The following is a 16,582-nucleotide window of genomic DNA, read 5'->3' on the forward strand; positions in this document are numbered from 1 at the left end:
CATCCATTTTCATGTCGTCCATCATTTCATAATCTTCGCCATCACTATTATCATCACCTCCATCCATTTTCATGTCGTCCATCATTTCGTAATCTTTGCCATCGCTATCATCCATCAATTTCCAATTGTCGGCAGCTACGTCAGAAGAAGAATTACTTTCCCMWTCCCCACTGYYATATAAATTGTTRGTGCGATCGAACAAATTTTCCAGTTGTTCTATTAAACTGCTAAAGTCAAACGACGATGTATACATGAAAAACTYCCAAAAATGTAAAAATATTGAAATATCAAAGCGTTAYAACAAAATTTACAAACCAAGCATTGCAAATTGCTTATTTCTAAAGAYCAAAAGCTAACCGTATAACKGTTTACACAATTGCTATTATTTTGCCAACTAAACTCAAGTTAATACTATAAAAAAACAGTTAAAATAACAAATTTTTTTTGTAGATTTGGTCRGGTAATATTACTAAGTTTTWAAAAACTCAACTAACAATTTTTGGTAATATTACTATTTTGTTATTCGGCTTTTTTCAAAGGAATTTTGCAAATTTCTAATTTGATTCACTAAGTCGGGATCTAGATCTAACTCAATTTCCCAAGACTTGAGAATAGCATTATAGAGGAAATTTACATRAGTGCTATCTGTATTGTATGGACTAACAAACAACTTTTCTTGAACTGCTCCTTTTAATTTTACGTTCCATACCGATATGCCATAAATAGAGCAACACTTAAGGAGCGCATATTGAAGATTTGCATGACTGAGATTTGCGCTCCTTAAATCGGCATGGCTCAAATCAGCATGGCTTAAATTCGCTTCTTTGAAATTTGCCCCACACAAATATGCGTCATTTAACAATGCCTCGCTCAGATCTGCTCCCCACAAATTTGCTCTAGTTAAATTAGCTTTTTTTAGATTGGCTTTTTTTAAATTGGCGTTCGTTAGATCGGCATAACTAAGATTGGCATAACTGAGATTGGCTTCGCTCAGATCTGCTCCTTGCAGATTTGCTCGTCTCAAAGATTTAGCTCGAAAGTCTATTTTTCTGAGCAAAGAATGATTCAAATCAATCTCATCAAAAAAAACTTCYTTTGGACTTGCTCCKTCCAACTGAGGTACAGTAGAAYTATTGTTTTTCCTCCAGCGATTCCAAATTTTTACACCTCTATTTAAAACCACCGAATGACGTTGGCAAAAAATGAATTCTTCATCATTAAATCCAGCAATAGTACAAGTTTCTTCCCTATATTGTTCGCCCACGATCTCCCAAAATTCTTGAAAACTCAAATTCTTAAATGAGGCTATTTTTGGTAAATGCTTACGATCGGGYAAAAGATCCCCGACTTCCCACCTGGCTACAGTAGATTGTGATAGCGAAGGCTCGAAGAATTTGCCAAATTCGGTTTGAGTAAGTTTATTAACTTTCCTGATTGCCAGAATCAGTTCTGATATTGGTTGTTCGATTATTTTTTTACTCATAAAATCTAAATTTTTAACTTTCTTGTGCCGATAACCAAAACGAAGTATTGAAGGTTTTAGAATCCGATAAAAGATCCCGAACATATATATCTTCAACGAGTTCAGAGATTTGTTCTCGCTCGCTCTCTCGCTCTGTATCTATCCCCGTACCACCAAACCAAAAATTATCAAAGCCATCAGCAAAGCTATACCAGTTACTACTGTAATCAGCCTCGGAGTTTATTGCCTTAGTACTATCTTCGGAAAAATCGAGCGCATCATCAGTACCAGTGAGCATTGAATTTGAACCAAACAAATCATCCTCATCTGGCATTGCTGATTCTTCAAAGTTTAAAGAGTTATCTGTTTCTGGCGGAGCATTATCAAGATTATCTAAATTTTCTCCAACATAACTAGTACTATTATTGCCGTTTAAAGGGCTACCAAAAACCTGCGTCCAATAATGATTGTAGTTGACCGCTCCCGTATCTTCGGCTGCATATTCATAGCCAATCCCAATTTCTGTATAGTTGGGATTGAGGATGTTRGCACGATGATCGGGGCTATTCATCCACCCTGCTACCACTTCTTCGGCGGTGGTTTGTCCCGCAGCAATATTTTCGCCTACAGTCGAATATTGATAGCCACTATCAGTAGCGCGATTGCCTACATCTGAGCCATCAATTCCTGTATGACTAAAAAAATCATCTTCTGCCATATCGTTACTATGGTCTTGAGCGGCATYGGCTAATTGAGAATTGAGTTTTAAGGGTTGTAACCCTGCTTTGGTACGTTCGGCATTGGTCAGGTCGAGAACTTGGTTTACAGACATAATTTTACTTAATTTAATTTTGGTTGAGATTTCTTAATCGAGAGCGATAACAATCGTACTGATAAAAATTGTTAGAGATAGGGTGCAGCAAAAAAACAAGACAAAATGAACAAATTTGAGTTTTATCGAAAACTGAAAACTACGAGTAAAATTATTAAACCTGCTAATTATTTGGCTAATTTGCTCTATTTTTATTGAAGTTACTTTTTTTAGCTTCTGCCAAAGAGGATAATTTAATAGTTGCTTCTTTAAGTAAGGTTTCAATTTTCTCTTACGAACTCGTTTTTTAGCCTGCGGTACAAAATTTACGGCAGTAGTATTAGTTTTATCTGCCAAATTCATTAACGATAACGTTTGTCTCAAAAACTTATAGTTAAACGCGCAATAGCCTCGATGAACCAATCTAATTGTAGATTCAAGCTCGCTCCCTTCGTCGAGTATGAGTTTGGAAAGATAGCCATGCACTCCCGCTCTAATAGCCCGCGTAACGTAGCTTTTTTCCTCATGTGCGCTGAAAACAACTATTTTCAAATTAGAATAGTTTGAAAGTTTTTCAATCAATTCATACCCGTCTATTTTCGGCATTTCCAAATCGAGAATTAAAACATCGGGAGTTTTATTTCTAACTGCGTYAAGAACCTGCTCTCCATCAATAGCAGAGCCAACTATATCCATATCTTCCGATTTAATACAAGATTTTATTACTTCTAGAAAAAATCTTTGATCGTCGGCAATCAATACTTTGATAAGAGGTGGTTTCATTTTAATTTTTATTTAAAATCTGCATCTAAAAGAAAGTCGGTTTTTGGAGCATGAGAGCTTAGGTTAGCAGGGCTATCGTTTACTATGTAGTCGCCTACGGGTGTAAGACCATCAAATCTCCGATTGGAACTGACTACATCACCATATCCAGCATCCGACCATGCCCAATAGAAGCTACCAAGATCTCTTTTATAAGTTTCATCCCAGACTTCTTTGTAAGTATCGGAGTCATTACCGTAGCCGTTCTGCGTCCCAATACCGAAGTTAGACGCTCCCACTAAAACTGGTGCGGGAAAGTTTGCCAGTTTATCGAGATTGGCACTCACTCCTCCCCTATTTTCAATCTCTGAATAGGCTTGGGTTACGAAAACTACATTTTTAAAGGGATCGGCATTTAAAATCTCCTTACCTTGATTCAGAATCATTTCAAATCTTTGCCCATAAAAACCAGCAGTGATTTCAATTGGGGCTTTATATCCAAGGGATCTAATTTCTTTAATTGCTTGAATAGAATCTTCTCGCCACTTATTTTCATCTTCATGAACTACTTCACCCTGAGCGTGAAGCGTAACGTAAGCTTCGTTATCTTGAATCGTTTCTATGACCTTTCTGTCCCTAAAATCAACGTGTCCTACTGAAACCCAAAGATTATTATCTACTGCTTTTTCAAGGGCATTCTCAAACTCTTCTGGTCGTCCACCTATCAAGCGCGTGGCATTAGCTCCCGTTTTAGCGAGTTCGTCAACACAATCGCCATTGCCATCGATTAGCGAACCATTTTCGTAAGGGTCATTCCATTCACCCGAACCCTGATACTCACCATAGCGAACGACATTTTCAATTCCTCTCATTATCACCTTATCGCCATTGGCATCGTAGAGAAATCTTCCTTTTACCTGAAGGTGTGAGTCATCCGAGTCATTTTCCGAGCCGTCGAGATAATCTTCTTGTTTAGCATTGTCGGATGAAGTATCTATAGAGTCGTCAACAAACGTGTTTTCTTCGATACGGGAATTTTCGTTATTATCAATCGTTGTAGTTTCTGAAGCAATAGGCTCATTCGTCGCGTCTTCAGAAGGATAATTTCCAGCATCAATAGAAGACTCTGGCTCTGGAATATTTTCTGAGGCTACGGGTTCGTTCGCCGCACCATTACTACTTAAAGCATAATTTTCGAGAGCAACTATTTCGCCATCAACTTTATTGGCATTAAAGGTAATAGTTTCGGTTTCACCGCTAGCTAAATCTTTGTTGTAGTCGAGATTGCCAATGACATATTTATTGCCTTCTTTGCTGATAATTTTGGCATCCCAAATTTCGGTAATTTCAAACGGGGCTTCAAACTCTACCGTCCAACCATCGAGATTTTCACTAGTATTGGTAACATCGAGCTTGCCCGTAAATCCAGAATACCATTCGGCAGAAGTAGAAAAATTGGTAGGAGCGGCAGGGAAATCCTCATTATTATTTGTTTTTATATTTTCTGCTGCTGACGAAAATTCTGCTTCATTGCTACTTAAAGCATAATTTTCGGGAGCGACTATTTCGCCATCAACTTTATCGGCGTTAAAAGTAATAGTTTCGGTTTCACCACTAGCTAAATCTTTGTTGTAGTCGAGGTTGCCAATGACATATTTGTTACCATCCTTGCTAAGAATTTTGGCATCCCAAATTTCGGTAATTTCAAACGGAGCTTCAAACTCTAGCGTCCAACCATCAAGATTTTCGCTCCTATTGGTGATGTCTAGCTTGCCTGTAAACCCCGAATACCATTCGGCAGAAGTAGAAAAATTGGTTTCTATGTCGTTCATCTTTGTATTTTAACTATAATTTAAAGTTCGGCTCTGTTTCTCGTTCCCAATGCCGATCGTCCCAATCGAGACGGGCAAGAGCGATCTTTGACAACAATTTTTCCCTGATTACTTCTGGAGAAAGCGAAAGTGACGAACCCCACTGATTCAAGCGATGTCCGACCCAGACCTCTATTTCTGTCTTCGAGTCAAAAGTAGTTAAAGTAGGCTCAAGCTCTTTTAATAAGGAATTTTCAACCTCCTGTAAGAGATTGTTGGTTTTTATTGCCGAATCGCAATAGAATTGGCACGAATTAATTAAACTATTCAAAATTTGCGCGATCGCTTCATAAACTCGCACTTTTAATTGAGACTCGAATCCCAAAGCAATTGCCCTGAACGCGCCCTCAAAAAGCTCTTTTTGTTCGATTAAACTATCTCGCTCGTCTACTAAATTTTGCAAATTGGCAAAAGCTCGCCAAGCATTGTCAATTTCTGACAAATTCTTTAATCTAAGCTGCTCGTATTTTTGCCTTAAAGCTAACAGTAGCTTTGATAATTCGTTTAAAAAAACAAGTAATGGTTCTGGACTTGCTTGTTGCCAGTAGGGAGCGAGTAAGGCGTTAAGCTCATTTACTTTAGTTATTCTCAGCGATGAAGATTTRGCAGTTATCTGCTGTAAGGTTTCTTCAAACCATTCTTCGATGGTTTGCTTGGCTCTACGAAGTGAATATCCCGAATAAGTATTTCTTCTTAAATATTCTCGTTGGGTTTCTCCGACCACTCTCTTGAGTTTTGTGGGTAAGGTATTTAATTGACCCTCGAACTTAATTGCATTGGGAATCTCAATCAGTTTGAGTTCGAGCTTGGTAATTGCCAGAGATTCGAGAACTTTTTTAGCTGTAGTGTCAAGTTTTGATTCGCTTCTCCATTTTGAGATTATTTCTTTAGCCAGACAAAGCTCCCAAGTCTCGAACCAGGATTGTTCTCGTTCGTTTGACAGTAATGAAATTTGCTGAAAATAAGATTTTTTTCCCTCGACTGAATGGTTGCTTTCTTGAATTATCGGGACAATTTCAGGACTAAAATAAACATTGTCTCGATTAACCGCCATTATTGCTGGTATCAGGTCGAATTCAAGGCTATCCTTTTTAAGATATCCAGAAGCTCCAGCTTTTAATGCCGATGCTATTCGCTCGTATTCCACACTGGCACTTACAAAAATTATTTTCACGTTGGGATAAGCTTCGACTAACTGCTTGGCAGTTTCCAATCCATCCATAACAGGCATAACCGAATCTAAAATTGCTACGTCTGGCATCAAAGCTTCGACTTGCTCTAAAACCTCTCTGCCATTGCTAACAACACCTACTATGGAAATCGCTGGTGACTGTTCGATCGCTTTCTCTAGTCCATACCGAAACACCTGCTGGTCTTCGGCAATCAATACCTTAATTTTTGGGGGTTTATCCTCGTTCATGATTTGATTTTAAGTTTGTTAAATAACGTGATTGCTGTAGACACAGCTATTAGCTTTTAGCTCTTAGCTCTTAGCTTTCGCTCGAAAGCATTTAACATTCGATTTATTTCAAGAATTTTTTGCTCTAGAAGACTAAACTTGTCTTCAGATACATAACCTAAATCTTTTGCCAAAATTAATTGGCAACGAGCGCAGGGCGTACGCGCCCATGTCGTCGTCTTCGACGACTTTCCAAGCTTTGCTTGGTGCAATGCACTTCCCTGAGCAATTGAAACAAACCGAGCAAATTCTTTATCACTGTTTCTGCCACACCCCTCTGCTAAATTTGACTCAATCGAAATGGAAGCTCTCCGTAGCTGACTGGTCAAACCAAACTTTTCTTCAGAAGGAAAATCCTTGGTTATTTTATAGATGTCTATAGTAAAAGCATGAGCGCAGTCTGGAGACTGCCGCCGTTCGGAGAACGTCGGATCGGCGTATGCCGATCGCCAGACTTGTAAATTGGTGAAGTTTTGCATTTGCTTATATTCTAAAACAGCTAAGAGCTAAGAGCTAAGAGCTAAAAGCTTTTCTCAACTAAATACCCAGCGATAGATGCCCAGAAGATCGACTCCCAAAAAGACCGAAGCTGAATAAATAATCATAGTTTTGTCTTTCGCTAGCAATGAAGCAACCAGCAATTGACTAGAACTCATTGCCAAACCAACAAATCCAAACTTGCTATAAGAAATGTTCGAGGCTAACAATCCTCCACCAACTAAAGCACAAATACTGCTAGACCATTTAAAGAAGTTTATCGAGCGGTTTAGTCTAGTTTGTTTGGGAATTATTCTAGTCTTTTTGATTCTAGCTTTTGCCTCTAGAACTCTTTGTAAACGCAATTGAAGCAAATTTTGTTTAGATATTCCAAAATGTTCTTGCAGCTTATCTACTGAGTTATTGGCATATCTAAAAAAGTTAATTCGATTGAACCTAAACTCTTTAAACGTTTTGCCGTAATAAAACCCTCGGTCAAATTCCAACAAACAATCTTTATTAAAACGATAATTTTTGGGATGTTTGGGATAAATATATCTGGCAAAGAATTTTAAAATAAAAACGTGAATTCGTTTGGTAGCTGGATCGTTACCCATACAAAAACCTACTATAAAGGCTTCCTCTTCTGGAGAGTTTTTTTGCTCTAAAAGTACGTGCAGACAATCATGATTGTACAAAGTTATTGCTCCAGGCAACGCAACTGGACTTTGTGGATTTTCCAATAACCTGACTATTTGCGGAATATCTTCAGGTTTATCGAGTGAGATTATAGATAATTGCTGTTGTAGTGTAACCATAATAGCTGTTGGCTGTTAGCTGTTAGCTGTTAGCTTAGTTGACTAATAAGAATCAATTTTTATCGGGGGACTTAGTCTGAAACCAATTAGCTAATAGCCAAGAGCTAATAGCTAATAGCTTTAATCAATAAATAGAAACAGAACCAGCATCTTGAACGTATCCCTGTCCCTGTCGGGAAATTAAAATATTGGCGTAAGCATAACCCGCCCATTCATCGAGAGTGTCGTCTTCGCGAATTACCAAAAATTGTCTTTTAGTTAGAGGATATGTGCCGTATTTAAACGCTTCTAAATTTGGTTCTCCATTAATAAACGGTCGGACAAAATTATTTGAATGAGGAGCGGCTAAATCTAGAGGCGCAATCAATTTTTGATTGGCAACTAAAGATGCTGAAGCCAGAGATATCGCTCCAGGAGTTCCGATGACTTTTCTCAAAACTTGAGTATTGTTGGTTGCGTATTGAGTAGTTTCTGTTGCCTCCTTAACGTCTAAAACTTCTAACTCTTCATCACTAAGCAGGACGGGAACAACTGGTAAATCGATACCACCAAGCTGATTCCAGTTAGTAATCGCTCCTGCAAAAATATCTCTGACTTTATCCAAACTTAAAGCCGAAACGCCAACTCCACTATTAGCAAACACAACCACTCCATCTAGAGCAATTGGAACCTGTTTTAAACTTATTCCTCGTGCTTTAGCTGTGGCATATTCTTCAGCAGTTAAGGGACGACCATTAAAAGCAAAGCTGATTTCACCATCGGTCAACATTCTTATTCCTTCGCTGAAGCTAGAATAAGGAGTCATTGGTTCGGTGTAGCGCAACTGAAATTCTGGGTGGGCATCAGCGATCGCATCATTTAGTCCCTGCGCTACTAAAGGAGCAAAAAACGCTCCTCCACCATAACTAAATAGACCCTGTGGAACGTTGTTTACTCGTTCGATAGTAGAGTAAGTTTGCAGCCTGGGTTGTTCTAACTCCACCTCAGAGCGGTTAGAATTAATAAAGTAATTGCCCCAGAGAGTAACAGCTAAGGCAAAAACAACCACTCCCAACCAGGCACTAGGTTTTTGCAGATCTTTTTTAAACGCCCTTAGATAATTCCCACCAAAATTAAGTAATTCTTGATGATAAGATTTGATATAATTTTTATTTTTTGGTCGCTCATTTAATGAAGTATGGCAAATGTAGCATTTGTCAGCCGTAGCTAGATTTTCCGTCCCACACTGCGAACAAGTTTTCGATGTTAGCGATTGTCGGCTATTACTGCTGGTTGAGGGCATAACGATCTACAAATTTAGAGTTAAATAATTTGGAAAAATTGGGCTTTTTATCCAGAGCTTTGAGGTTGTTTTCTAGAAATTCGGTAATTTTTTCGGCAGCAAAATTGAGATGCGCCATATCGTTGCCCTTGGAAAAGGCTTTTAAATTATCGGCAACGGAAAATATTTTCGTTCCTTCTTTGAATAGCTGTAGTTGCTCTGTATTTACCCCCGCTCGTCGAGCCATGATTGCATCGGCGCGTTGAGAATTTTGCTGAATAAAATCTAAAGTATCGAACCAAGTATCTATTAAAGCTCCCACCTCTTTAGGTTTTTCTTTAACTAGCTTTTGACTGACCACTAATAAATCGGGGATACTACCTGGAAAATCTCTAGAACTGACTAGTTCCCTAGCTCCCTCACGCTTTAGTGCCGTCAGCCAAAAGGGAGGAAAAGCTCCCACCGCATCGGTCTGTCCCGCAGCAAAGGCTTCTACCGCCGCCCCCGTTTCGATATCTACAATATTCACATCCTCCCGCTTCATTCCGTTTTTTTCTAATGCCAGAGTTAATAAAAAATCGTCAACTACACCTGCTTCTACAGCTACGTCTTTACCTTTTAAATCCTCTACGCGCTCGATTCGGTCGGCGACGATAATCTTGTCGTTACCTGCGGAGTTATCGTTTACCAAAACTACTACTTCACCGTTTACAGCATTACCTGCAAAAGAAATGGTGTCGTTAAGGGTTTGAGAATTACCGTCTATTTGTCCTGCGGCTAGTGCTTCGAGCGATTCTAAATAACTGTCGTACCACAGCATCTTTACATCAACACCATTTTTGGCAAACAACCCTTCTTCTTCGGCTACTGCCCAAATCCACCAGCCAGCCCAATTGCTGTAGCCGATAGTAATGGGAGTATTGGCAACCGAATTAGTTGAAGCTGTAACCGATACTGATGAGGAGTTTTGCCAATAACTGGTAGCAAAAAAGCTAATTAACAGTACGACTGCCAAAAACCAAATGATTTTGGTAAGCTTGGTCATGATTACATGATAAAAGTAGTAAAAATTACAGGTTTCTCGAAATTTTGGAAAACTTGTAAAAACAGGAGTGCAAGTATAAAGGCTGATTTAACTGCTTATGCTCTTGCCTGAAATTATAATGCAAAACTTTCTTTTTATGCGTAATATTACCGACAGAAATTGGAACGGACAAATAACTTAACAGTTCGAGAATAAAGATTATTATTTAGACTTTGGTGTGATCTATTAAACGGTAACTAAGTTTTCCCGTTCGGCAAGGGCGCAATCGCGTTCTAACCACTTACTAAAGATTTCCTCGCGGTTATCATCTTCAGCTAAGGGAGCTAGCTTATAAACTCGTCGCCTATCATTGCCCGTCCCCGTCCAGCCTACAGATTTAAATTTGTGGTCGAGCTTCTTGAGTATTCTGTTGAGAATCTTTACGCCCTTATCACGGTCATTGATTCCCACGCCCAAGATTGATTTTATGTCCCACCGCATCGCTTTACATCGAGCTTCAAATTCTGCTAAATCTTTGTGAGTCAGTTCTAAACCGTAATTTAAATACTGACCAATTCCCAAGACTTCCATCGCGCTAATTTGCGTGGCGATTAACCGTTTGTTGATGTCGGGGGTAAATGCTTTTTGATTCTCACCTGCCAGGGATTTAAGCGAACGGCGATCTCGTTCTAGAAAATGCTCTCGACCAACAGTAAAGTAATAGTTAAGCCGTAGCTGAGAGTACCAACCGTTATCGTCTCGCTCTACCAGCTTCGCCGTTACTGCTACTTCGTAGCTCTTGGCTAAACTACCATTGCGCTCTTTGAGCCGTTCGATTTTAGTTTTAGCCCGTTTCTTTTTCAGATGTTCTAACTCGGTATCTGTAGGAATTTCTACTGCCGATACTTCCTCGCAGTAAACTCGATGATTTTCTTTACGAATCTCTTTTTGATAGTCGGAGGCTTGTTTAATTTCTTGCTTGGCTTCTTCCTCGGTTGTCATTTTTGCAGCAAGCTCTTTTTCAAGCTTCTGTTTTTGTTTTAGATTAGTCTCTGCTTTTATCTTATCTGCAAGCTCCTCTGTTTCTTTGGCTTGTAATTTAGATAAATCGGCTAAATCTTCGATTTCGTAGCCCTCTTCTTTAAGTTTGTTAAGAATTGCCCCCCGATAGTTAAGTTTGCCCAGATTAATTAAAGCAGCGCGTTTAGCCCAAGTTTCCTCGGAAGGATAATCTGTAAGCCTATACTCCCCAGGTTCTCTAAATTCTTCGTCGTCAACACTACGCAAACTCATTAAGTGCGTCTGACTTAGTTTATGTTGGGAATATTTTAAAGCTTTAGAACTAATCGCCCCATTACCAATGGTCATATTCTTAGCCGACGATTTCAACCAGACGTGGCGAATTACATCATCGCGCAGTCTGGCGATCGCCTGAGCGACACTATCGACGGGCTGATTGCCCCAGGCAATGCACCAGACAGAATTAAAGTGTCCCTTAAGATCGATGCTGACACCAGTTTCGATTACAGGGGAACAAATTACAATGTCGTAATCTTTGAGAGTATCGTTGAGATGTCCCATACAGCCGTAGGCAGGATGTTCGGGATCGGCTACTGTCTCTCGATCTAAGACCAGTATTTTCTTATTAGGGAACATCTTACGGTAACGCGAATGTAGGTTGCTCGTCCCCCATTTAGACTTCCACTTTTGCCCCGAACAGTGAATTAGCACTTTTTCACCCTGTCTTATCGCCCCGTCCAGTTTGACTACCATTCGGCTTGGATCGTTACCGTCGTAGGCGATTAATTTTCGCCTTTTGCTTGGTTGGTATTCATTTTCCAGCATCCAGGTTTCAATGGGAAAACCAATTAAGGCACGAATGTACTCAATCGCAATTGGAGTTAAATCGGCATCGGCTAGCCAGACTTTACCACCCGTTGCTACCGCCGTTACCAAAAGCTGCTTAAAGCACTGAATAATCGCCGTTCGATTAGATTGGCAGGTAGAACTATCGAGCAGATGCCAAATCGCTTGTTCGGCTTCGTCAATGATAATTGTCGCCCCGCGCCATTCATCGGGGTTAAATGACGGATTGGCGTGGGGATGAAGCGAATCAAAACATAAGGCATAGCCCAAAGCTCCCCCCACATCGCTGGTTCTAATTTCGCTACGGCAGTCTACCCCAAATCGCTCGGCTAGTTCTTTCTCTAAAGCCTGTCGGTGAGTCAGTACGATTACCCTTTCTCCTCTGTCCAGGGCTTCTTTGACGGCGGTTGTGGCTATAAATCCCGTTTTGTTAGTACCCTTAGCTGACTTTAAGCCAATAAGACGGGGAGCTTCGGGTATGGTTATTTTGTTGGAGTTTAAATACTGCTCGCAGACTATTAAAGGGTCGTACTTTTGTAAAGATGTCTCCCACCTCAGTTTAAAAGTAGACAGGCTGACACGGGCATTATATGCCGCCTGAAAAGCATCTACCCCACGATTGACAATTAGGTCGTCTACACCTTTATCGGGAAAATCCCAGGTGACTACAGATACCTTGCAACCTTCTTTTTCAAGTAATCTTCCAGTTCGAGCGATTGCTGCGTTGACGTTTCTAACAGTCTTGGGTTTGCTGTCTCGATCGAAACAGAAGGTAAACTCTCTATTTTTCCGAGCTAATCTTTGAAGCTGTGGAATCAGATAGGGTCTACCGAATTTCTTCCCGAATTCGTCTTTGGAAGTACGATATCCCATGTTGATACCAGGGAGAGCGACTACCACATACCCCGCCGTAAGTAGCGAAGCAGCTTTCTTCCCTCCTTCTGTAATAATAATTGGAACTTCAGGGTTTTCTTTAACCCACTTCCAAAAACCTCGATCGACTAGACTGATAAGTCTTTCAATTCCTCTGCTATCAGAATTTTTAGATTTGAACTCGCAAGCTGTCGATCTATTCCGTAGTTCTTGTTGAAGTATAATATCAATTTCTTCGTATTCCCTTCTCTGACAAGCTTCTTGAAGTTTTCTACAGCTTGCGGCTGGCTTTTCAGCTTCTCTGTTTGTCGCTCGACATTCTTCAAAATCTCCGTATCTCTGTTCTTCGGAAAATTGAAGCTTTTTACTGCCTCGTACTCCCTCGGCTCTAATAAAGTCGGATTTCGTTTGCCAACTTTTAACTTCAGGGGCTTTTTGCTCGATTGCTTCCCAAAACCTTTGAACCCATTCCTCTTGAGCTTTTTCATTTAATTTTCTAGCAATTTTCCAACTATTTAAAAATTTACTTCGTAGGGCAATAACACCCGCCTCAGCTTTGGGCGGCGTTTCATACTTAATTAATTTCTGCTTTTTAAAATGTCCCTGCTTGGTATATTCGGTTGGTGTTCTAGGACAATTAGGTTTAAATTGTCCGAAGTTATCGTCTTCGTCTAGATTTTCGCTGAGAAGATTTACGGACGAAACCCACCAACCTCCTGATTCGCAGTGGGCATATTTTTTCAGCCAACTGTCCCTTATTCTACCATCATTACGGCGATCGCTGTCTGGCAATCCGTAAAAAAGACGTTCGTGTGGTTCGTAACCCTGAAGTGAGAAGAAGTTGAGAGCGGCTATCTCTGGAGCGATATTCGAGCCATCAACCAGTTCGTTGAGATGTTGAGTCTTTATCATGCCAACACCTCATCAAAGATTTAAATTAGTCAAAAAGCGATCGATACCGCTCTGCTGCCATTCGAGCGCGTGGGTTTCTAAATACATTTGTAACTCCAGAAAATATGTAGGGTTTTCTCTGGCTGTTACGTACTTAGCTACTCGAACTGAACAAAACCTAACTTTTTTGCGGTAAACACTACTCCCTGTAGCGCGAACTAAGTCATAATAAAGATCCTTGAACTTGCTGTTTTGTTTGTTTTACAACAGCTTTGAATTTCGATTGTCAGTCGAAATTTTGGACTTAGTTAGCTTAGAGATAGGTCTAGTTGAGTTCGAGCGATGCCAAGCAAATAACAGCACTTTCCTCTTACGACCAAACTAAATAATCGAGCTATTAGCCTTTAGCGCGGGGCTAACGCCCCAAGGCGCATTCGCGCCGTTGAGCGGGTACGCTCTGCGCTCTTAGCTAGTCTCTAGAGAGGTAATTGGCTTCTTCTAAAATAGAAAGTTGCTTATACTTACTCAAAAAAAGCTAAAAGCCAAAAGCTAAGAGCTAAGAGCTACTTGATAATTCTTAATCTAGAACGGCTATGAGGATTGCTTGTCGTAGCTCATTTCTGGGTCAGATAATTAATTGCAGCACAAAATTTCTGTCAAAACCTTGTCAAACAGAACGCTCAGTTGATACAATCAACCCAGAAAGTGTTTTTTCTAGCTCATAAATTAGTAGGACATAATCAAACCTCCTGATTTATACAGTTGGGACACAAAATTAAAATTAAATATCAGCCTCCTTACTATGGGGTTTTCTAAATTTGAACGCCGATGCACTTCGCCAAAAGAGTCGGTGTTCGCCTTTTTTAAGCACATCCGAATAAATATCCGCAATCTGCTTGGTTAGCATTGTAACCTGAAGAAAGCAGTAGAGCTATAGTTAGCTATTTTTTTCGGCGAATTATGGCTCTTTTGCCAGTGATACGATCGCATTTTTTAACAATTTGAGCTTTTTTAATGGGCTTTGAAGGCAAAGATTTAACGTTCGACGGAGTTTTAAAATCAGAACCTAACTCCCCAAACTTGGGACTCCAAAGTTTATTTAATTTGGTTAAATAATAGACAGCTTGTTTGTGATCGGCTCGTTTTTTTGCCTGGGGATCGGAACATCGAAGCATAATTTTGTTCTCCCCATCTTTAATATAATCATACCGCTCTAAAGGTTTTTTACAAACTGGACATATATGTTCGGTAGCAGAAACTTTTCCCTGAGCTTTAGGAGATGTAAAATTCGGAAGTTGTTGTCGGGCGCGGGCGATCGCAGGAGCGAAGTAAGAATGATACCAGTTGCTGAGATAGCTTTGCCAATTTAGTTCGCCAGCAGCAATTTCGTCTAGAGCCGCGTTCATTCTCGCCGTGTAATCGGCATCAATTAATTCGGGAAAAAACTTTTGCATAAAAATATCTACTTGTATTCCCAAATCGGTCGGGCAAAGCTTCTTTTTAGATAATCTTATATAGTTTCGAGTTTTTAAGATGCCAATCAAGGAAGAATAAGTACTAGGTCTGCCAATCCCCTTTGTCTCCATCACTTTGGTGAGTTTTGATTCAATTAGACGAGAGGGGGGACTCGTCTGTTTTTTCTCAAATTGGGCATTATCGGGATTGAGAATTTGTCCTTCTGCCAAATTGGGCAATTTAAGCTCGGCACTAAGGTCATGCCAATATCTAGCGTATCCTAAAAAGCTAACTGTTTGTCCTTTTGCTTGCCAAAAAGTCTCTTCACATTGAGAGACAACTATAGTTTTGTCAATCTCCGCGCTACGACATTGGGAGGCAAGCGATCGCTTCCAAATCATAACGTAGAGATTAAAAGCATCTGCTTCTACTAATGTTTTTAACCTCGAAGAAGGAAGCTCGATATTAGTAGGACGAATCGCCTCATGACCTTCCTGGGCATTTTTGTTATTGCGATGTTTGGTAACTTTATCGGGAATATTCCTGGGGTCTTTACTCGTCAGCCAGTTACGAGCGGCAGTACAAAAATCTTCGCTGAGGTTAACCGAATCGGTACGCATATAGGTGATATATCCTTGCTCGTAGAGGGTTTGTGCAAGCTGCATAGTTCGTTCGGGGCTTAAACCTAATAATGGTTCTGCTGCTTGCTGTAGCGTTGAAGTGGTAAAAGGGGGAGGAGGCTTCTTAGCAACTTTTGTGCGTTCTAATTTGACAAGAGAATGCTGCGCTGAAGTGGCAACTCGAACCAAGTTTGCTGCCTCTTCCTGCTGAAAAATGCGCTTGGATTCTGAACAATTGGAGTTATCCTCTTCATTGGTTGGAGAGGCATTACGACCGCAGTAAAAAGCTCGAAATCCTTCGGCGTAGTCTACAAAAACCGAGAAATAAACTACGGGCTTGAAATTAACTATTTCTCGTTCTAATTCACAAACTAAGTGTAGTACCGCCGACTGCACTCGACCCATGCTTTTAGCTCCAATATTCTGCGCCCAAAGTAAGGGAGAGCCTTTAAATCCAACGCATTTATCGAAACAGGCTCTAGCTAACCCCGCTTCGACTAGATTCATATCGATATCGCGAGAATTGGCGATCGCGTTCGTTATAGCTTTTTGGCTAATTTCGTCAAAACTAATGCGACGGGAGTTTTTTAAATTGAGGATTTGAGCTAAATGCCAACTAATTGTTTCGCCTTCGCGATCGGGGTCGGTAGCTAAATAGACAATCTCGGCTGCACGAACTGCCTTTTTTAATTCGGCTACAGTTCGTTTGGCTTTAGAATCAGTCAATTGATAGCGGCAGTTGACGCGATTTCCTACAATATCAAAACCTAAATTGTCCTCTCCATCGTGTGCCAGTTGCCGCACATGACCTTTGCTAGCCATTACAGTCCAGTCCGAGCCAGACAAAATTTGGCTAATTTTTTTGATTTTGCCCGTACTCTCGATGATTACAAGTTTAGTCATGAAATTTTATTTCTAAAAAATTTGCTTGA

12 protein-coding genes are annotated in these 16,582 nt (G+C 40.2%); all 12 read right to left on the bottom strand.

Features of this window, described 5'->3' with window-relative positions; translation table 11 throughout:
- Window positions 1–253, bottom strand: a 253-nt coding sequence (locus KV40_RS24130; RefSeq protein ID WP_036486795.1) for a hypothetical protein, incomplete at its 3' end; no start/stop codon positions are given.
- 258 nt (window positions 254–511) lie between these two features.
- The gene (locus tag KV40_RS32525; RefSeq protein ID WP_052055902.1) at window positions 512–1,483 is read right to left on the bottom strand and encodes a pentapeptide repeat-containing protein; all 972 of its coding nucleotides are present in this window, start codon (window positions 1,481–1,483) and stop codon (window positions 512–514) included.
- Window positions 1,484–1,496: 13 nt separating this feature from the next.
- Window positions 1,497–2,294 (bottom strand): CAP domain-containing protein, encoded by a 798-nt coding sequence (locus KV40_RS33680; protein WP_072013893.1) that lies wholly within the window; start codon window positions 2,292–2,294, stop codon window positions 1,497–1,499.
- Window positions 2,295–2,327: 33 nt separating this feature from the next.
- Window positions 2,328–3,056: a response regulator transcription factor gene (locus tag KV40_RS32530; protein ID WP_052055903.1), complete on the bottom strand. Its 729-nt coding sequence runs from the start codon at window positions 3,054–3,056 to the stop codon at window positions 2,328–2,330.
- An 8-nt stretch (window positions 3,057–3,064) separates the two neighbouring features.
- Window positions 3,065–4,867 carry a cellulose binding domain-containing protein gene (locus tag KV40_RS24150; protein ID WP_036486800.1) on the bottom strand — a complete coding sequence of 601 codons (1,803 nt, stop codon included), beginning with the start codon at window positions 4,865–4,867 and terminating at the stop codon, window positions 3,065–3,067.
- Between the two features lie 13 nt (window positions 4,868–4,880).
- Window positions 4,881–6,326, bottom strand: coding sequence for a response regulator transcription factor (locus KV40_RS32535; RefSeq protein WP_052055904.1), 1,446 nt, complete (start codon window positions 6,324–6,326; stop codon window positions 4,881–4,883).
- Window positions 6,327–6,382: 56 nt separating this feature from the next.
- The gene (locus KV40_RS24160) at window positions 6,383–6,844 is read right to left on the bottom strand and encodes a four helix bundle protein (RefSeq protein WP_081942925.1); all 462 of its coding nucleotides are present in this window, start codon (window positions 6,842–6,844) and stop codon (window positions 6,383–6,385) included.
- A 54-nt stretch (window positions 6,845–6,898) separates the two neighbouring features.
- Window positions 6,899–7,660, bottom strand: coding sequence for a hypothetical protein (locus KV40_RS36360; protein WP_216595700.1), 762 nt, complete (start codon window positions 7,658–7,660; stop codon window positions 6,899–6,901).
- Between the two features lie 124 nt (window positions 7,661–7,784).
- On the bottom strand, window positions 7,785–8,942 hold the full coding sequence (locus tag KV40_RS24175) for a substrate-binding domain-containing protein (protein WP_052055905.1): 1,158 nt from the start codon (window positions 8,940–8,942) through the stop codon (window positions 7,785–7,787).
- Window positions 8,923–9,966 carry an ABC transporter substrate-binding protein gene (locus tag KV40_RS24180; protein WP_036486802.1) on the bottom strand — a complete coding sequence of 348 codons (1,044 nt, stop codon included), beginning with the start codon at window positions 9,964–9,966 and terminating at the stop codon, window positions 8,923–8,925. Before KV40_RS24180 ends, KV40_RS24175 begins: the two co-directional genes overlap by 20 nt.
- Before the next feature lie 225 nt (window positions 9,967–10,191).
- On the bottom strand, window positions 10,192–13,596 hold the full coding sequence (locus KV40_RS24185; RefSeq protein WP_052055906.1) for a plasmid replication protein, CyRepA1 family: 3,405 nt from the start codon (window positions 13,594–13,596) through the stop codon (window positions 10,192–10,194).
- A 920-nt stretch (window positions 13,597–14,516) separates the two neighbouring features.
- The gene (gene topA / locus KV40_RS24190; RefSeq protein WP_072013894.1) at window positions 14,517–16,553 is read right to left on the bottom strand and encodes a type I DNA topoisomerase; all 2,037 of its coding nucleotides are present in this window, start codon (window positions 16,551–16,553) and stop codon (window positions 14,517–14,519) included.
- Between the last annotated feature and the right edge of the window lie 29 nt (window positions 16,554–16,582).

This window comes from Myxosarcina sp. GI1, assembly GCF_000756305.1.
Classification (GTDB): Bacteria; Cyanobacteriota; Cyanobacteriia; order Cyanobacteriales; family Xenococcaceae; genus Myxosarcina.